Genomic DNA, 19,114 nt, shown 5'->3' on the forward strand with positions numbered 1-19,114 from the left:
ACGCGCCCGCCTTATGCGGAAGGTGAGGGCGGGCGATAAGACTGCAGCCAATGCTCCAGCTGTTCCGGGAGCATTGGCCGCGCGAACAGAAAGCCCTGCTTTTCGTCCACGCCGACCTCGTCGAGGAAGCGGTTTTCGCTCTCGGTTTCCACGCCTTCGGCGATCACTCTGAAGGCCAATGCCTCCGCCGCCGCAACGATTGCGCGTACCAGCGATTGCGAAACCGGGTTGAAATTCACCCCGCGCACGAAGCTTTTATCCAGCTTGATGGCGTCCAGCGGAATACGCGCCAGCTGCGCTAACGACGAATAACCGGTACCAAAGTCGTCGAGATGCACCTGCGCACCCAGTTCGCGCAGCCGGGTGATCAGTACGCGCGCGCGATTTTCGTCTTCAATCAGGCTGCTCTCGGTCAATTCGAAGTCCAGCAGGCATGGGGCCATGCGATGATGGCGCAGCACCCCGAGCAGGTCGTTGACGATGCTGTCATCGGCCAGTTGCCGGGCGGAGAGATTGACCGCCACCCGCAGATTCAACCCCTGTTCTTGCCACTGCGCCGCCTGGCCGGCGGCAGTCTGCAGCACCCATTGGCCCAGCGGACCGATCAGGCCGGACTCCTCGGCGTAGGAGATGAACTGCAGCGGCGGGATGAGGCCGCGCTCCGGAGAATCCCAGCGCACCAGCGCTTCCACGCTGTGCACTTCACCGCTGCGCGCGTCGATTTTAGGCTGGTAGTACAGCACCAGCTGATTTTGCTCCAGCCCTTTGCGCAGGTTGGTATCGAGCCACATGTATTCGGCGACGCGTTTGTTCATCTCCGGCGAGAAAACGGTATAGGTGCGTTTGCCGTGCTCCTTGGCGACGTACATGGCGGTATCGGCGCTGCGGATCAGGCTGTCGAGATCGTTGCCGTGCTCCGGGCACAGTGCGATGCCGATCGAACAGCCGGTATACACTTCAATCAGACCGATACGGAACGGCGTTTTCAGCCGATCGATGATGCGCTGCGCCAGCGTTTGCAGGCGCTCGCGGTCGGTATGCGGCGCCAGCACCAGAAATTCGTCACCGCCCAGACGGGCTAGCACCTGATCGGGGCTGAGGCAGCCGAGGATCGCCAGCGCGACTTCGACCAGCAGCCGATCGCCGAACATATGGCCGTAGGCGTCATTGACCTTCTTGAAGTTATCGAGATCGAGGTAGACCAGGCCGAAACTCTCTTCGCCGCGCGTGGCGATGGCATGATTGATCTTGTCCTGGATGGCGTTGCGGTTCGGCAGGCCGGTGATGAGATCGGTGTTGGCCAGCACCCGCAGCCGCTCCTGCGCGCGGCGTTCTTCGGTAATGTCGGTACCGGAGCAGATCAGAAAAACTTCGTTCTTGCCGCTGCCGCTGTGCACGAACTTGTTGCGGAACAGGAACAGCCGTTCACCCTTGACCGTCTTTACCCAGCGTTCAACTTCATACGACGAACCGTTGCGGAAGAAGCCGGCGATGTTGCGCCTTGAGGCGGCGGCTTCTTCCGGGCTCATGAACAGTTGGAAAACGTTTTTGCCGATCACTTCGTGTTCTTGCAGCCCGGTGTACTCCTCGCTCAGCCGGTTGAAGCGTTGGATACGGCCGTGTTGATCGACGATCACGATCACCGAGTTGGCTTCGGACACCACCTGTTCGGCAAAGGAGAGGCCGTGCACCAGATCGCGCGCCACGGATTGGGTGTCGCTGAAGGCCGAAGCGGTGCCCGCCCATTCGAGATGGTTGACGCGTCGCCCGACCAGATGCAGATGCAGCGGTTCACCGGCGAGCGTAATGGTCAGTTCAAGGCTGGCGGTGACGCCGGTCAGGCGGCGAATTTTCGCCGCTTCCATCGCGCTGAGCGCCACCGCGATGTGGGCTTTGCCCTTAACGGCGGACAGCTCCAAAGCATTGCTGTCAAACGCCAGCCGCCAATGGGGGCTCTGGGTGCCGAAGTGGGCGTTAAGAAGCTCAGGGCCTTGGTCTGCGGACATGATGATTCCTCAAAAGAGCACGGGCGGCCGGTCAGCACGAAGAACCGGCGGGCAGCCTGTTGGCCCGAAAGTGGTCGCCGTGCGCGTCTGTGCATCATATAACAGGTTTCCACAGGCGGGGCGGGTGATGGAAACTATTATATAAGCAATGATTGGTTTTGCGGCGTAAGCGGCACCTGACGGCCTGTTGTCTTAAAGTGTAGGAGGAGAACATCGGGCCGCGCGAAGTTTGTACAGATTCTTCTCGCTAGCGAAAAACGGTTGATGCAAGGTTGCCGTGAACGCGAGTAAATTATAGCGTTGAGGGTGAGACTGAAAAATAACTCCGCCGAGGAGATTTGCGCCGGGAAATTAAAATTTCCGCCGAATAAACGCCATCTTCATACTTTTTTCATAATTGGTGAATAAACCCATGATGGGTTTTAAAAAGTTTACACACCCTCGCATTACTTGAATTTTATCAGCCTATTATTATCTCCGACGACGAATGAGCCTGTTAACGTACAGCGCTCCTGATGAAGAAAAATTTTTAAGGAAATGATTATGCGTAAATTGACGGCTTTATTTATTGCTTCCACGCTGGCCCTGGGTTCTGCTTCTGCGGCGTTCGCCGCCGACACGACAACCGCTCCGGCGGCGGATGCGGCACCGATGAAAATGATGCATCACAAGGGCGAAGGCAAAGGCGGCCCGTTCGCTGGGCTGAACCTGACCGAGCAACAGCGCCAGCAAATGCGCGACATCATGAAAGATTCGCACCAAAAACGCGGGCCGGGCATGAAAGAGGAACGCCAGGCGCTGCATAATCTGGTCGCTTCCGACAGCTTTGATGAAGCGAAGGCGAAAGCGCAAATTGACACGATCAATAAAGCGCAATCCGAACGCATGCTGGAGCGCGCCAAAGCGGAAAATAAAATGTATAACCTGCTGACTCCTGAGCAGAAAAAACAATACAATGAGAATTATCAGAAACGCGAACAAAAAATGATGGACCACATGAATAAAATGAAGGAGCAGATGTCCTCCGGTCAGTAATATGCGTTCGCAGTGAATAATAAGGGCCAGACGAAATGTCTGGCCTTTTTCATGCATGATTGTCGGTCGATGTTGTATTGCGCGATCGTCATTTCCCGCCGCCAATTTGTCGGAACTGTTCAGCAACGGCCTGCGCAAAACGCGGGTCATTAATATGATAAGGCGTTTTTATCAATCGGCGCCTGTCGGTGGCGTGCACCGTTTCCTCCAGCGTTTGCGTAAAGGCGGCCAGCGCCGCCGGATCCCAGAACGGTTGGCCGGGCGCATCCAGAGCCGACACGCCGCCCGTCGGAATCACAAAGCGCACTTCGCCCGTGCAGGCGTTGATTTTTTCGCCTATCCAACGCCCGGTTAGCGCGTTTTCCTGCACGCTGGTGCGCACCAGCGTGACTTGCGGGTTGTGATGGTGGTGCAGACGGTTGGCGTAGTGAGCCGGTACCGTATTCGGCGCGCCGAAGTTGATCATGTCGATAGCGCCGCAGGAGATCACGCACGGGAGGCCGGTACGCGCGATGGCGCCGAAACGATCGGCATTACAGGGCAGCACACCGCCAAACAGGTAGTCGGTCACTTCGGTGGTGGTTAAATCGATGGCGCCGTGCAGTTGGCGGCTATCGATCAGTTTTTCCAGCGCTCTACCGCCGCTGCCGGTCGCGTGAAACGTCAGGCAATCCCATTGCGGTGCAAGGTTGGCGACCAGCGCCTGAACGCAGGGAGTGGTAACGCCAAACATCGTCAGGCCGATCGCGGGTTTGTCTTCGAGATGATCGGCGGCAGCGAAGCGTACCGCCCCGGCTATCTGACGCGCCGCGTTGCCCAGTACCCGCCGTGAGATGCGGTTGAGGCCGGCGAGATCGGTGACCGAATACATCATGTTGATGTCGCTGGCGCCAACATAGGCGGAAACGTCGCCCGCCGCCATGCTCGAGACCATCAATTTCGGCATGCCAATCGGCAGCTGCTGCATGGCTGGCGTAATGATGGCGGTGCCGCCGGAACCGCCCAGGCCAAGCAGGGCGGCGATATCGCGCCGTGTCAGGATAAAGCGTTCAAAAGCGATCGCCATGGCGGCGATCGCTTGGCCGCGGTTGGCGCAAAAGACCGCGCCTGCGCCCGCCGGATGGTGGCGGGCAACCTCTTCTGGGCCGATATCGGCCGGGGAGTTAAACGGCAAGCTACGGGTGGAGAGATCGACGGTTAGCGTGGGCAAATCCAGGCTGGCAATCAGCCGCCGCACATACTCCAACTCTTGTCCTTTGGTATCTGCTGTGGTAGCAATATAGACAAAATTTGAAGTATCTTTCATGCATTTTTCCGAAGGGATTTCTAATTTTTAATTAAAAACATTGTGTTATGTTTTTTTGAGGTGCCCTGGTGTTGGCTTTTAAGTTAAAATGATTAATGTATTTATATAATGAGACGGCAGTATCATTTTTGCAAGGGCAGCTCAATGAAAAATGGGACTCCTGTCTCATTTTTGAGCTTTTTAGCGCGGCCGAGGTTTCACCGCCAACCGGTCGGCCGTGGCGTATCTCCGGTCGCGCGAGCATGTTCAGATGTATGAGGTTTAAGTGCCGATAAATGCTTTTCCCGCCCCGTCCGATCTTTCACTGACTTCCGCCCGGGCTAAAACCTATCGTTTGCTGCTGGGGAGCGCGATGGCGCTGTATGACGAAGGGGCGTTCCCTTCGATCACCGAACTGGCGGCGCACGCGCAGGTTTCACGTGCAACTGCCTACCGCTATTTCCCCACTCAAAGTGCGCTGATTACCGCCGTGGTGACGGAAAGCCTGGGGCCGATCCTGGCCTGGCGCCCGCAAGATAACGATGCGCTGAAACGCATTCAGCAGTTGCTGGCCTTCGCCTATCCCCAGATGGAGCGACATGAGGGCGCATTACGCGCAGCGCTGCAGCTCTCTCTACAGCAGTGGGCGAACGCGACGCCGGGCGAAAAATTCGTGCGTGGTAACCGTAAGCGGCTGCTGCAGCTGGCGGTAGAACCGTTGCAGGGCAAACTGCCGCCGGATTCTCTACAGAGAGTGATTTATGCTTTCTCGCTGATTTACGGTTCGGAGGTGTTCCTGGTGCTGAAAGATATCTGGGGGCTGGAGCTGGAGGGTATTCAGGACGTCACGCAGTGGATGGCTAAAGCTATCCTCCGTCAGGCGGAAGAGGATGCGATGAACAGCAAAAAAACATCAGCAGGATAATCCAATTTTTGCCGATGGCCGAGTGATAAACCAGCATAATTCACTGAGTGAATATTGGCAAAATTTATAATTAAAAGTGATAAAAGACGCCTGTTAAGCACTTTTCAGGCGATCTCCCCCTTCGATTCAATCTGATTTATATCTTTATCTATCAATTTGTTAAGTTTAATTCTCTCGCTTTCTAACGCCACTTAGACACCGTGCAATATCATTGTCCTTTCTTATCGCTGTTCACCTGATTCACCCTTGAAACGTTCTCTCCTTCCCCTGGACTACCGAATGACACATTAAGCGCACTTGAGATTGTTGTGCTTTATTTATTTGGTGTTACCAAACTGTTACACAAAAAATCTTATAAAACATTTGCAAACAACAACGGACGGTATCTGGGATGGAGAAGAAACTTAGAGGAGTCAAATCCGCTCGGGCGGCCTTCGGCTGGCCTGAGATCGGGGTTCATCGCGCGCAGTGGAGCGCAATGTTGATCTGCCTGACGGCGATTGGCGGGGCGCAGGCCGCAACCTATATAGAGAACGGCAAGGCAGGCGATCCGGCCAGCTGGCGCAGCAGCGAGTTCAATGCAGAATGGGGGCTGGGGGCGATCCACGCCGACCAGGCCTACGCCGCCGGTTATACCGGAAAAGGCATCAAACTCGGCATTTTCGATCAGCCGGTCTACGCCAAACACCCCGAGTTCGTCGGCCCCGATAAGGTGATCAATCTGGTTACGCATGGCACTCGCGAATACACCGATCCCTATATTCCGGTGAAAAAAGGCGATGACTTCCGCTATGACGGTACGCCGAGCACTGACTCCAGCGGCAAATTAGGTTCGCACGGCACCCACGTGGGCGGCATCGCCGCCGGCAGCCGCGACGGCGGCGCCATGCACGGCGTGGCGTTCAACGCGCAGATCATCAGCGCGGAAAACGGCGACCCCGGCCCGGAAGACGGCATTGTGCTCGGCAACGACGGCGCGGTGTATCAGGCCGGCTGGGATGCGCTGGTGGCCAGCGGCGCGCGCATTATCAACAACAGCTGGGGCATCGGCATTACCGAGAAGTTTGATAAGGGTGGTTATGACCCGGCTTATCCGCATTTCACCGTTGACGATGCGCAAAAGCAGTTCGATCAGATCAAACAGATCCTCGGCACCAAGCCCGGTGGCGCCTATCAGGGCGCGATCGATGCGGCGCGCAGCGGCGTGGTCACCATCTTTGCTGCCGGTAACGACGGCAATCTGAATAACCCCGATGCTATGGCCGGCCTGGCCTATTTTGTGCCTGAGATTGCACCGAACTGGCTGTCGGTCGCCAGCCTGCAGGATCCGACCAATACCGGCGACTACAGCATCAGCACCTTCTCTTCTCGCTGCGGTTACACCGCCAGCTTCTGTGTCTCGGCGCCAGGTACCCGGGTGTACAGCTCGGTGATCGCAGGCACCAGTGTGGACAATCTGACTACCGGCTATGCCAATAAAAGCGGTACCTCGATGGCGGCACCGCACGTGGCCGGCAGCGTCGCGGTGCTGATGGAACGTTTCCCGTACATGACCTCGGCGCAGATTGCCGACGTACTGAAAACCACCGCCACTGATATGGGGGCACCGGGTATCGACGCGCTCTACGGCTGGGGGATGATCAACCTGGGTAAGGCCATCAACGGTCCGGGCATGTTGGTTACCGAGCAGGATATCCCTGAGGAATTTCTGGTTAACGGTGCTTACGGCCCGACCCAGTTCGTGGTGGATTTGCCGGGCGTCGGCGCGGTGCTGGACAAAGGCAAGCCGACCGAGCGCGTCTGCAGCGATACGCTTTGTGGCCTGGATTTCTGGACTAACGACATCTCCGGCCACGGCGGCCTGACCAAAGAGGGCGTGGGCACCCTGGTGCTGACCGGCACCAACACCTATGCCGGCCCGACGCTGGTCAATCAGGGGCGGCTGGCGATCAACGGCTCGGTCACCTCGGATGTCAGCGTGCAGAACGGCGGTATCGTCGGCGGCAGCGGCACGGTCGGTTCACTGACCGCCCGCCGTGGCGGCACCGTGGCGCCGGGCAACTCGATTGGCACCCTGAACGTGGCCGGCAACGTCAGCTTCGAGCCGGGGTCGCGCTACGCGGTGGAAGTGGGCCCGAACGGCCAGAGCGATCGGATCCAGAGCAGCGGCTCGGCGACGATCGGCGGCGGCGAGGTGGCAGTGACGCTGGAGAACAGTTCCAATCTGCTGACGGAGAGCGAGGTGCGCAGCCTGCTGGGCCAGCAGTACAACATCCTGACGGCGCAGCAGGGGGTGAGCGGGCAGTTTGATGCGGTGGCACCGAACTACCTGTTCCTCGGCACCGGGCTGAGCTACCAGCCGACCGGAGTGACGCTGAGCGTCGGGCGCAACGGCACGAGCTTCGCCAGCGTGGCGCAGACGTCGAACGAGCGGGCGGTCGCGGCGGCGGCGGATGCGCTGGCGGCGGGCAACCCGGTCTACGAGAGCATTCTCAACAGCGGCACGGCGGGCGAGGCACGGCAGGCGTTCCGCCAGCTGTCGGGGCAAATCCATGCGGACATCGCGTCGGCGCTGGTGAACGACAGCCGCTACCTGCGTGAGGCGCTGAACGGGCGTCTGCGTCAGGCGGAAGGGCTGGCGAGTTCGTCGGCCATCAAGGCGGACGAGGGCGGAGCCTGGGCGCAGCTGCTGGGGGCGTGGGACCACGCGTCGGGCGACGCCAACGCCACGGGTTACCAGGCCTCGACCTACGGGGTGCTGGTCGGGCTGGACTCGGCGGTTGTGGACGACGGGCGGCTGGGGGTAGCGACCGGCTACACCCGCACCTCGCTGCACGGCGGGTACGGGTCGAAGGCGGACAGCGACAACTACCACCTGGCGGCGTACGGCGACAAGCAGTTCGGTGCGCTGGCGCTGCGCGGCGGTGCGGGCTACACCTGGCACCGCATCGACACCAAACGGTCGGTGAACTACGGAATGCAGTCGGACCGTGACACGGCGAAGTACAGCGCGCGCACCGAGCAGCTGTTCGCGGAAGCGGGCTACAGCGTGAAAGGGGAGTGGCTGAACCTGGAGCCGTTCGTGAACCTGGCGTACGTGAACTTCGAGAACAACGGCATCGGGGAGAGCGGCGGTGCGGCGGCGCTGCGCGGCGACAAGCAGCATACCGATGCGACGGTGTCGACGCTGGGCCTGCGCGCGGACACCGCATGGCAGGTGAACCCGGGCACGACGGTGGCGCTGCGCAGCGAGCTGGGGTGGCAACACCAGTACGGCGGAGTGGAGCGTGGCACGGGTCTGCGGTTCAACGGCGGCAACGCGCCGTTCGTGGTGGACAGCGTGCCGGTCTCGCGTGACGGGATGGTGCTGAAGGCGGGGGCGGAAGTGGCGGTGAACGAGAACGCCACGCTGTCGCTGGGCTACGGCGGGCTGCTGTCGCAGCATCATCAGGACAACAGCGTCAACGCCGGCTTCACCTGGCGCTTCTAAGACGCTTCTTCTCAATCCTTGTACGGGAACCGTCTGCGGGCGGTTCCTTTTTCACATCCTGCTAATGAGAACCCGACGCACCTGGGGCGTCGGCCAATAACAAGCAAAAGGTAAGGAAATGACAACAACAATGGGTTTTGATAGCAAAGGAAAGGCTCGTCGCTCACCGTGGCGGCTGAACGCGCTGGTCTGCTGCATGGCGCTGGCGGGGTATGCGCAGGCCGCAACCTATATAGAGAACGGCCAGGCGGGCGATCCGGCCAGCTGGCGCAGCGCCGAGTTCAATGCCAACTGGGGGCTGGGGGCGATCCATGCCGATGAGGCCTACGCCGCCGGCTATACCGGCAAAGGGCAGAAGGTGGGCATTTTCGACACCCCGGTTAACCACCATCCCGAGTTCGCTGGCGACGGCAAACTGATCAACGTCGTCACCGAAGGCTACCGCGCCTATACCGACCCGCACCGGCCGGGGATCAACGCCGGCGATCGCTTTTACTTCGACGGCACCTTCCATTTCTACAGCGGTTCGCAGGGCACGCTGAGCAATCACGGGGTGCACGTCGCGGGGATCAGCGCGGCCAACCGCGACGGCGTCGGCATGCACGGCGTGGCCTTCGATTCGCAGGTGATCAGCGTCGATAACGACAACGATGGCCCGGCGTACGGCGAATTCCTCGGCCTGGACGGCGCCGTCACCAATGCCGGCTGGCAGGCGATGATCAAGAGCGGCGCGCGGGTGATCAACAACAGCTGGGGCGTCAGCATTCCCGATTTCCTGTCCGACGGCGGCCGCGATCCTAACGCGCTGCACTTCGAGCTGAAGGATGCGCAGGAGCAATTCGATCAGGTCAAGCCGCTGCTCGGTAGCCTGGCCGGCGCAGGCTATCAGGGCGCCATCGACGCGGCGCGCAAAAATATTCTGGTGCTGTTCGCCGCCGGTAACGACGGCAATTACAACCAACCGGATGTGATCAGCGGCTTGGCCTACTTTGTGCCGGATATCGCGCCGAACTGGCTGTCGGTTGCCAGCGTGGCGCAGGATGCGGCATCGAGCAACAGCGTGCCTTACACCATCAGCAGCTTCTCTTCCCGCTGCGGCTATACCGCCAGCTTCTGCGTGTCGTCACCGGGCAGCAAAATCTACAGCACCGTGGCCAACGGCTCCGATCCGGCCCATCTGGTTTCGGACTACGGCAATAAAAACGGTACCTCGATGGCGACGCCGCACGTGACCGGTGCGGTGGCGGTGTTGCTGCAGCGCTTCCCGTACATGACCTCGGCGCAGATTGCCGACGTGCTGAAAACCACCGCCACCGATATGGGGGCGCCGGGCATCGACGCGCTCTACGGCTGGGGGATGATCAACCTGGGCAAGGCCATCAAAGGCCCGGGCATGTTCTATACCGTTGAGGATATTCCCGCAGAATTCCGCATCCCGGATCCGACGGGCGTGGCCTATGGCTCGACCCAGTTTGTCGCCAATATTCCGGGGATCGGCGCCGAGGTGGATGCCGGTACGCTGCACGCCAGGAAATGTGATGACTTCCACTGTGGATGGGAAACCTACTCCAACGACATCTCCGGCCACGGCGGCCTGACCAAAGAGGGCGTGGGCACCCTGGTGCTGACCGGCACCAACACCTATGCCGGCCCGACGCTGGTCAATCAGGGGCGGCTGGCGATCAACGGCTCGGTCACCTCGGATGTCAGCGTGCAGAACGGCGGTATCGTCGGCGGCAGCGGCACGGTCGGTTCACTGACCGCCCGCCGTGGCGGCACCGTGGCGCCGGGCAACTCGATTGGCACCCTGAACGTGGCCGGCAACGTCAGCTTCGAGCCGGGGTCGCGCTACGCGGTGGAAGTGGGCCCGAACGGCCAGAGCGATCGGATCCAGAGCAGCGGCTCGGCGACGATCGGCGGCGGCGAGGTGGCAGTGACGCTGGAGAACAGTTCCAATCTGCTGACGGAGAGCGAGGTGCGCAGCCTGCTGGGCCAGCAGTACAACATCCTGACGGCGCAGCAGGGGGTGAGCGGGCAGTTTGATGCGGTGGCACCGAACTACCTGTTCCTCGGCACCGGGCTGAGCTACCAGCCGACCGGAGTGACGCTGAGCGTCGGGCGCAACGGCACGAGCTTCGCCAGCGTGGCGCAGACGTCGAACGAGCGGGCGGTCGCGGCGGCGGCGGATGCGCTGGCGGCGGGCAACCCGGTCTACGAGAGCATTCTCAACAGCGGCACGGCGGGCGAGGCACGGCAGGCGTTCCGCCAGCTGTCGGGGCAAATCCATGCGGACATCGCGTCGGCGCTGGTGAACGACAGCCGCTACCTGCGTGAGGCGCTGAACGGGCGTCTGCGTCAGGCGGAAGGGCTGGCGAGTTCGTCGGCCATCAAGGCGGACGAGGGCGGAGCCTGGGCGCAGCTGCTGGGGGCGTGGGACCACGCGTCGGGCGACGCCAACGCCACGGGTTACCAGGCCTCGACCTACGGGGTGCTGGTCGGGCTGGACTCGGCGGTTGTGGACGACGGGCGGCTGGGGGTAGCGACCGGCTACACCCGCACCTCGCTGCACGGCGGGTACGGGTCGAAGGCGGACAGCGACAACTACCACCTGGCGGCGTACGGCGACAAGCAGTTCGGTGCGCTGGCGCTGCGCGGCGGTGCGGGCTACACCTGGCACCGCATCGACACCAAACGGTCGGTGAACTACGGAATGCAGTCGGACCGTGACACGGCGAAGTACAGCGCGCGCACCGAGCAGCTGTTCGCGGAAGCGGGCTACAGCGTGAAAGGGGAGTGGCTGAACCTGGAGCCGTTCGTGAACCTGGCGTACGTGAACTTCGAGAACAACGGCATCGGGGAGAGCGGCGGTGCGGCGGCGCTGCGCGGCGACAAGCAGCATACCGATGCGACGGTGTCGACGCTGGGCCTGCGCGCGGACACCGCATGGCAGGTGAACCCGGGCACGACGGTGGCGCTGCGCAGCGAGCTGGGGTGGCAACACCAGTACGGCGGAGTGGAGCGTGGCACGGGTCTGCGGTTCAACGGCGGCAACGCGCCGTTCGTGGTGGACAGCGTGCCGGTCTCGCGTGACGGGATGGTGCTGAAGGCGGGGGCGGAAGTGGCGGTGAACGAGAACGCCACGCTGTCGCTGGGCTACGGCGGGCTGCTGTCGCAGCACCATCAGGACAACAGCGTCAACGCCGGCTTCACCTGGCGCTTCTGACGTTCTGCGGGGATCAAAAGAGCAACGGAGCCGGCATGCCGGCTCCGTTTTTATTTGCGGCGGTGGGGGGAGTCCGTATGATGGCGCGGCGCCAGGGCAATAAAAAACCGGGACCCTTGCGGATCCCGGCTTAAAAGTGGGTAAAACAGATTAGCGCTAAAGGCTCAAGCCCCGTTTTGCTTGTGCAGTCCGAGCGATGTGAGCATCGTCTCAGTAGCGGCAACGGAACAAATTTTCCCTGGTGTGACTATGGTTATTATTAAAAAACGTGCTGGTGTTATTTTTTATAGTGTATTGCTGTATGTCTCTTTTGATACCATGTTTGACGATGCAACATGGTATGTCAAGCAACGTTTTTAACGCATAATTGCATGAGATGCTAGTTTTAGATGTGGCTTTTTCATCAGAAATAATCAAAACGACTGATAAATCAGTAAAAAAAATCGAAGGAACAAATGGATAACAATCATCAAAAATTCGATTCACAGTCGATTGCCAATCGGGTCAGGGAGCTGTTTTTACATTACGGGATTGGAAAACGTCAGCATGCCCGAGAGCTCAGCCGCATCTTGGATCTGAGTTTTTCACATGCGCACCGCAAACTGAAAGGGCAAAGTCCCTGGACGCTGGAGCAGATCAACAGCGTTGCGGCTGCGTTGGGAGAAACGCCGGCGGCGATCGCCGATTTTAGCGCCGAACATGAGAGCGCCGAGCCAAACATGGCGCGTGATGCCATCTTTTTCGTGGCTGGGGTGGCGATGCCTTGCGTCGGGCACATCGGTGATGAACTGCCTGCGGGGCGGCCAGCGGAGTTTGTGGCGCTGCGCGTAGAGGGGCAATGGCAGATCTATCGCGCCGATGAGGCGCCGGCAGGCCCACGTTACGGCGTCGATCTGATCGAAATCCGGCCCGGTTACGGCGACGACGAGCGCTTGAGCATCGCGGTATTGGACGATTCGCATCAGGCGGCCGATGAGCTGGCCAAGTACCTCGGCGGTTGCGGTTTCAACGCGGTGGCGTTTTACGACGTCGACAGCTTCTGCCAGGCGTTACAGCAAAGCCTGTTTGACGGTTACGTGGTGGATTGGCTGATCGGTGAAGAAACGGCGGACCGCTGCATCGCCACCATCCGCGCCTCCGACAACCCGGATGCGCCAGTGCTGGTGCTGACCGGCGAACTCGGCACCGACCGGCGCGAATCAGAGATAGCGCAAGCGATGCGTGAGTACGACGTGCTTGGCCCTTACGAAAAACCGGTGCGGCTCCATGTGATCGAAGCCGCACTGCAACGTTGTTTTAATCTTTAGCGGGAAACACCTCGGCCAGCGCGCTCGACAACGCATCCAGCCGGACCGGCTTCATCAGATAGTTGTCGAACAGCGCACGCTGGTCCGCCGTCAGCTGCTCCGGCGTGTAGGCGCTGATGCCGATGATCGGCACATGGCGGTTGGGGCCGCGGCGGTTGCGCAGCTGCCTGGCCAGGGCGGCGCCGTCGATGCCCGGCATCTGCAGATCCAGCAACAGCGCGTCGTAAGGGCGTCTGAGCAGTTTCTGCAGCGCGCGCTCCGGTGAATCGCACAGTTCGTGCTGGTAACCCAGCTTGTCCAGCAGCGCCGCAAAGGCGTCCCCCACCGACTTGTTGTCATCCACCACCAGGACCTGCTGCGGCTTCTGCTGCAAAGAGGCATTGGCGGCGGCGGGCTCGTCGGCGCGCTCTTCTTCACTGATCTGCACCGGAATGCTGACGATAAAGGTGCTGCCCTTCTTGATTTCGCTGTACACCGTGATGGTGCCGTCGAGCAGCGTCACCAGGCCGTGCACGATCGCCAACCCCATCCCGACGCCGGCATACTGCTTGGTATGCGACTGATCCAACTGGGTAAAGGGTTTGAAAATCTGATCGAGCTGGTCCTTTTCGATACCGATGCCGGTATCGGTCACTTCGATAATCAACGAGCTGCCGCCCGGCTGACGGCGCAGACAGCTGTGCAGCGTAATGCTGCCGCTTTCGGTGTACTTGTAGGCGTTGGTCAGCAGATTGACGATGATCTGCCGGATGCGCAGCGGATCGGAGTGCACCAACAGGTGGCTGCACTCCACTTCGCAGCTCAGTTTGACCTGCTCTTTGCGGGTCAAGGTGGCGATTTCGTTGGCGGTCTCCGCGATCAGCTTCTGCGCGTCGAACGGCACGATGCGCAGCTCCATCATACCGCTGTCGAGGTGCGCGTAGTCGGTCAGATCTTTCATCTGGCTTTCGATTTGCTGCGCGGCGGTTTCCAGCCGTTGGAAGGTGTCCGCATGTTCCGCCGACACCCGGGTGTTCACCAGCACGTCGATGGCTGACATCACGCTCTGCAGTGAAGTGCGCAGCTCGTGGCCGATGGCGCCGAGGAAGGCGTTTTTGGTGCGGGTCGCTTTCTCCGCCTCGATCGCCTTGGCCTGCTGGCGAATGGTCAGCCGCTGCTGACGGAACACGATGAGCGTAATGGCGATCAACGCGATCACCGAGAACATGACGATCACCAGCCCATAGAAAATGATGTGCCGTTTCTCGATGTAGTCCTCATAGGCGGCGGTGCGTTGCTTCACCTCGGCGTGGTCGGTCAGGTTGGCCATTTCGATGGCGTAAGGTTTGATGGCCTTCATGGCCGCGAAAACCTGGCCGAAGTCGATTTTCGGGCTGTCCAGCAGCTTATCGATGCGATCCATCTGCAGGCGCATCTGTTTGACCACTTCCGGGTAGCCCGGTTCGGCGTACAGCGGCTGGGTGGATTCAGAGACGGTTTCCAGCACATAGAAACGCGAATAGAGGATCTCGAACCGCAACCGCAGGTTGTCGCTGTCCACCTGCGGGGCGTGGCTCTGCTGTTCGACCAGCGTGTCGAATTCCGCCAGCTTGATGGAGAACTTGGCGATCGACCAGGAGTAGTTCTCCTGAGTACCGGCGATGGCGTACAGCCCTTTTTTCGACAGCGTGGCGCTGTAGTAATAGAGCGTAACGGTCGAAGCCACCAAAAACAGCGCGGCGAAAATAGCCGGGATCGCCAGCCTGCTGCCGTTCTTAAAGGTCGTCAGTTTCATTTGATCACGATCCGGTCGACTTGCCAGATAAAGCGCGAGTTGTAGAGCGGCGAATTCAGCTCAGGCCCGGCGGCGTCGCGCGGGTAAACCAGGAACAGCGGGCCGAAGTTTCTGAGCTTCAGCATCTCCCCGTCCATCTTGTAGGCCAGGATCATGTTGTACTTCTTGACGTCGGACAGCGGCACGTCGATGTAATAGTCGTTCAGCGCGTAGAAGGTCAGCGTTTCGCCTTTGGCGCCGACGCGCTCCAGAATATCGGCCACCGAAATCCCTTCAAACTTTCTCTGCGGTGTCCAGGAGGTGGAGGTGGTGATGCTGCGCACCGGCATCGCCAACAGTTGCTTATCGGTGAACAGATAGCTTTTGTTGACCGGGTCGGTCACGTTGTCGATCTTGCCCGCCACTTCCAGGGTAAAGCTGAGCGCGCTGCTCTGGGCGATAATCAGGGCCACGCAGGCCATCGCAAGGGTTTTGCATAGTTTGAACAGCATCGGTGTTCTCCAGAGGCGCGGGGAGGTTGTATCAGTCCCGCTAATTTATCAGGCTGAATAATGGCAGAAAAAGCAGGCGGGTGCGAAGGGAATAGTAAACCGCACAAAAAGAACAGGCCGGATAAATACCGGCCTGCGAGTTGGCTAACCGCAGCGGTTAGCGCATGGTGACGAACTCTTCCGCCGCGGTCGGGTGGATGGCCACGGTGTTGTCGAAGTCCTTCTTGGTGGCGCCCATCTTCACCGCTACGGCGAAGCCCTGCAGGATCTCGTCCATGCCGAAGCCGATGCCGTGCAGGCCGACGATTTTCTCTTCTTTACCCGCGCACACCAGCTTCATGCGGCACGGCTGGCGGTGCTGCGTCACGGCGCTGTACATGGCGGTGAAGGAGGATTTGTACACCTTCACGTTGTCCGCGCCGAACTTCTCGATGGCTTCCGGCTCGGTCAGGCCAACGGTGCCGATTGGCGGGTGGCTGAACACCACGGTGGCGATGTTGCTGTAGTCCAGATGTTCTTCCGGCTTGTTGTTGAACAGGCGCTCGGACAGGCGGCGGCCGGCGGCCACGGCGACCGGGGTCAGCTCTACCGCGCCGGTGTTGTCGCCCACGGCGTAGATGCCTTTGACGTTGGTGTTCTGGAACTTATCGACGTCAATGTAGCCTTGCTCGTTGGTTTTCACCCCGGTGACGCCGAGGTTCAGGTTGTCGGTCGCCGGTTCGCGGCCGATGGCCCAGATCAGGCAGTCGACGGTGAATTCCTTGCCGTTTTCCAGCTGCAGCGTCAGGCTGCCGTCGGCGTTCTTGACGATCGCTTTCGGCACCGATTCGGTGTGCAGGCTCGGCCCTTCGGTGTTCATCACTTCCACCAGGGTTTCGACGATCATCGGATCGAAGCTGCGCAGCGGCGCGTGCTTGCGCACGAACAGGTGCGTTTCGGCGCCCAGCGCGTTCAGCACACCGGCGATCTCCACGGCGATATAGCCGGCGCCGACTACGGCGACGCGCTTCGGCATGGCGTCCAGCTCAAAGAAGCCGTCGGAGTCGATACCGTATTCGGCACCCGGAATAGCTGGATGGCTAGGGCGGCCGCCGGTGGCGATCAGGATGTGGTCGGCGGTGATGGTCTCGCCGTTCACTTCCACGGTGTGCGCATCCACGAAGCGCGCGAAGCCTTTGATCACGTCGACCTTGTTCTTGCCCAGCACGTTATCGTAGGAGTTGTGGATGCGATCGATATAGGCGGTGCGGTTGGCGACCAGCTTTTTCCAGTCGAAGGCGTTGACGGTGGTGTCGAAGCCGTAGTCCGGGCCGTACTGATGGATAGCCTCGGCGATCTGCGCCGCGTGCCACATGACTTTTTTCGGTACACAACCCACGTTTACACAGGTGCCGCCCAGCTCTTTGGCTTCAATCAGCGCACACTTTTGGCCGTACATGGCTGCCCGGTTGATCGATGCGATACCGCCGCTGCCGCCGCCAATTGCTAGATAATCGTAATGTTTCGTCATCTGGGATTTCCATGAGTTGTGAATTTGAAGAGGGTAAGAGTTTAACGCCTGACCGGGGTTTGTCGCAAAGATTGCGTCGATGGCTGCGATAGGTGGAGGCCGGGCGCGGCGAACCGCGCCCGGCTGGGGATTATTCCGGTACCACCCAGTTCACCAGATGGTGGCCGATGCCCGACGGCACCAGCACCTTGTGCAGCCACGGCAGCACGTTTTTCATCTGCTGTTCCAGCTTCCACGGCGGGTTGATGACGATCATGCCGGAGGCGGTCATGCCGCGCTGATCGCTGTCGGGCTTCACCGCCAGTTCGATCTGCAGAATGCGGCGAATGCCGGTGGCTTCCAGATCGCGCAGCATGCGTTTGATCTGCTGGCGCATCACGACCGGATACCACAGCGCGTAGGTGCCGGTGGCGAAACGCTTGTAGCCTTCCTGAATGCCTTTGACCACGTCCTGGTAATCGGTCTTCATTTCATACGGCGGGTCCATCAGGATCAGACCACGGCGCGACAGGGGCGGCAGCTGGGATTTCAGCTGCTGATAGCCGTCGGCGCGCTGCACTTTGGCGCGCTCGTCTTTCTGGAATTCGCTGCGCAGCAGCGGGTAGTCGCTCGGGTGCAGCTCGGTCAGGTGGATTTTGTCCTGCGGGCGCAGCAGCTGGCGGGCGATCAGCGGCGAGCCGGGATAATAGCGCAGCGTGCCGGAACGGTTGAAGTTATGCACCACGCTCATGTAGGCCGCCAGCTCTTCCGGCAGATCGTCGCGCTGCCACAGCAAGCCGATGCCTTCCAGGTATTCGCCGGTGCGCTCGGCGTGTTCGCCGCTGAGCTGATAACGGCCCGCGCCCGAGTGGGTGTCCAGATACAGGAACGGCTTCTCTTTTTCCTTCAGCGACTCGATGATCAGGCTCTGAACGGTGTGCTTGAGCACGTCGGCGTGGTTGCCGGCGTGGAAACTGTGGCGATAACTTAACATGACGGGTGGCGGTTCCTTGTGCTCCGCAGGCGGAGCATTCAATGCAATAAGGCTTATAATCTGCACAGTATAAACTGTCTGGCCGGGAAAAACTGGACTCCGTTGCCGCAGACGTTCACAGAAAGGGACAGGACGATGAGCAAACAGGCGATTTTGGCAAACTACCCCGACGCGGCGCGCTGGGCGTTCGGCGACGGCCCCGAATTGGCCGACGAACTGCTGCAGTTGGTGCTGAGCGGGGAAAAGACCGCCACCTGCAGCTCCTATGCGAGCTATCGCCGGGAGCAAACGCCGATGATCGGCGACGATAACATTATTCTCGACGGCCGCGGCGAACCGGCCTGCGTGATCAAAACCCTGGCGCTGCGTTTGGTGCGCTATGACCGGATGACCGCCGAGATGGCGGCCAAAGAGGGCGAAGGCGACAAAAGCCTGGCGTTTTGGCGCCAGGGGCATCAAGAGTTCTTTACCCGCGAGGGCACTTTTGCGCCGGACATGTGGCTGGTGTTCGAAGAGTTCGAACTGGTTGAAACGCTGTGAATCACAAGGAGAAAGGATGAGCTGCATTTTTTGCGACATCGTGGCGGGCAAGGCGCCGTGCCATAAAATCTGGGAAGACGACGACCATCTGGCGTTCCTGTCCATCTTTCCCAACACCGACGGTTTCAGCGTGGTGATCCCCAAGGCGCACCACCCGAGCTACGCGTTTGAGCTGCCGGACGAGGTACTGAGCGCGCTGATGCTGGCGACCAAGCGGGTGGCGAAGCAGCTGGACCGCGCGTTCGACGACGTCGGCCGCTGCGGCATGGTGTTCGAAGGCTACGGCGTCGATCATGTGCACGCCAAACTGATCCCGCTGCACGGCACCGCGTCGCTGGAGCAGTGGCGGCCGATCGAATCGACCTCGCCGAAGTTTTTCGAACGCTACGAGGGCTATATCTCCTCCCACGACGCCGCGCGCGCCGACGACGAGCAGCTGGCGGCGCTGGCCGCCCGCATCCGCCAAAGCGCCGTTTAAGGCACGAACGATCAACGCCGGGCATTGATTTTCCTGCTGTCTGGCTCCATGTTAGAGATTCATACGCATTTTAAGGC

13 protein-coding genes are annotated in these 19,114 nt (G+C 60.3%); 7 read left to right on the forward strand and 6 right to left on the reverse strand.

The window, feature by feature from the left end:
• Nucleotides 1-11: 11 nt before the first annotated feature.
• On the reverse strand, nucleotides 12-2,006 hold the full coding sequence (pdeR, locus tag AC6BYQ_RS18290) for a cyclic di-GMP phosphodiesterase (protein WP_498057315.1): 1,995 nt from the start codon (nucleotides 2,004-2,006) through the stop codon (nucleotides 12-14).
• 543 nt (nucleotides 2,007-2,549) lie between these two features.
• Here pdeR and spy point away from each other — a divergent pair.
• Nucleotides 2,550-3,041 (forward strand): ATP-independent periplasmic protein-refolding chaperone Spy, encoded by a 492-nt coding sequence (gene spy, locus AC6BYQ_RS18295; protein WP_019455252.1) that lies wholly within the window; start codon nucleotides 2,550-2,552, stop codon nucleotides 3,039-3,041.
• An 88-nt stretch (nucleotides 3,042-3,129) separates the two neighbouring features.
• Here the strand turns inward: spy and AC6BYQ_RS18300 are convergent, their stop codons facing one another.
• Complete coding sequence (locus tag AC6BYQ_RS18300) at nucleotides 3,130-4,347, reverse strand: Tm-1-like ATP-binding domain-containing protein (protein ID WP_025159880.1); 1,218 nt, start codon at nucleotides 4,345-4,347, stop codon at nucleotides 3,130-3,132.
• Between the two features lie 352 nt (nucleotides 4,348-4,699).
• Between AC6BYQ_RS18300 and AC6BYQ_RS18305 the strand changes: the two genes are divergently transcribed.
• From AC6BYQ_RS18305 to AC6BYQ_RS18320, 4 genes are all read left to right on the forward strand, one after another.
• A complete protein-coding gene (locus tag AC6BYQ_RS18305; RefSeq protein ID WP_019455250.1) occupies nucleotides 4,700-5,251 on the forward strand; it encodes a TetR/AcrR family transcriptional regulator in 552 nt (183 codons plus the stop codon).
• A gap of 478 nt (nucleotides 5,252-5,729) precedes the next feature.
• Nucleotides 5,730-8,741: an autotransporter outer membrane beta-barrel domain-containing protein gene (locus AC6BYQ_RS18310; RefSeq protein ID WP_498057364.1), complete on the forward strand. Its 3,012-nt coding sequence runs from the start codon at nucleotides 5,730-5,732 to the stop codon at nucleotides 8,739-8,741.
• A 196-nt stretch (nucleotides 8,742-8,937) separates the two neighbouring features.
• The gene (locus tag AC6BYQ_RS18315) at nucleotides 8,938-11,964 is read left to right on the forward strand and encodes an autotransporter outer membrane beta-barrel domain-containing protein (protein WP_498057365.1); all 3,027 of its coding nucleotides are present in this window, start codon (nucleotides 8,938-8,940) and stop codon (nucleotides 11,962-11,964) included.
• 455 nt (nucleotides 11,965-12,419) lie between these two features.
• The gene (locus AC6BYQ_RS18320; protein ID WP_019455248.1) at nucleotides 12,420-13,271 is read left to right on the forward strand and encodes a helix-turn-helix domain-containing protein; all 852 of its coding nucleotides are present in this window, start codon (nucleotides 12,420-12,422) and stop codon (nucleotides 13,269-13,271) included.
• Here the strand turns inward: AC6BYQ_RS18320 and AC6BYQ_RS18325 are convergent.
• The 4 genes from AC6BYQ_RS18325 to AC6BYQ_RS18340 all read right to left on the reverse strand — a co-directional run bounded on the left by AC6BYQ_RS18325 (nucleotide 13,261) and on the right by AC6BYQ_RS18340 (nucleotide 18,019).
• Entirely contained in the window at nucleotides 13,261-15,045 is a 1,785-nt protein-coding gene (locus AC6BYQ_RS18325) for an ATP-binding response regulator (protein ID WP_063918348.1), read from the reverse strand. The two genes, AC6BYQ_RS18320 and AC6BYQ_RS18325, sit on opposite strands and share 11 nt — an antisense overlap.
• Nucleotides 15,042-15,536, reverse strand: coding sequence for a putative pterin-binding protein (locus AC6BYQ_RS18330; RefSeq protein ID WP_033636391.1), 495 nt, complete (start codon nucleotides 15,534-15,536; stop codon nucleotides 15,042-15,044). The genes AC6BYQ_RS18325 and AC6BYQ_RS18330 overlap by 4 nt, the downstream gene beginning before the upstream one ends.
• A 157-nt stretch (nucleotides 15,537-15,693) precedes the next feature.
• Nucleotides 15,694-17,046 (reverse strand): glutathione-disulfide reductase, encoded by a 1,353-nt coding sequence (gene gorA, locus AC6BYQ_RS18335; protein WP_198637091.1) that lies wholly within the window; start codon nucleotides 17,044-17,046, stop codon nucleotides 15,694-15,696.
• A 130-nt stretch (nucleotides 17,047-17,176) separates the two neighbouring features.
• Nucleotides 17,177-18,019, reverse strand: a complete 843-nt coding sequence (locus AC6BYQ_RS18340) for a 23S rRNA (adenine(2030)-N(6))-methyltransferase RlmJ (RefSeq protein WP_004931012.1) — start codon at nucleotides 18,017-18,019, stop codon at nucleotides 17,177-17,179.
• A gap of 135 nt (nucleotides 18,020-18,154) precedes the next feature.
• Between AC6BYQ_RS18340 and AC6BYQ_RS18345 the strand changes: the two genes are divergently transcribed.
• Entirely contained in the window at nucleotides 18,155-18,559 is a 405-nt protein-coding gene (locus tag AC6BYQ_RS18345; RefSeq protein WP_019455244.1) for an ASCH domain-containing protein, read from the forward strand.
• A 16-nt stretch (nucleotides 18,560-18,575) separates the two neighbouring features.
• On the forward strand, nucleotides 18,576-19,037 hold the full coding sequence (locus tag AC6BYQ_RS18350; RefSeq protein WP_019455243.1) for an HIT family protein: 462 nt from the start codon (nucleotides 18,576-18,578) through the stop codon (nucleotides 19,035-19,037).
• The last annotated feature ends 77 nt before the right edge of the window (nucleotides 19,038-19,114 follow it).

Source organism: Serratia sp. LTN-2, assembly GCF_059740205.1.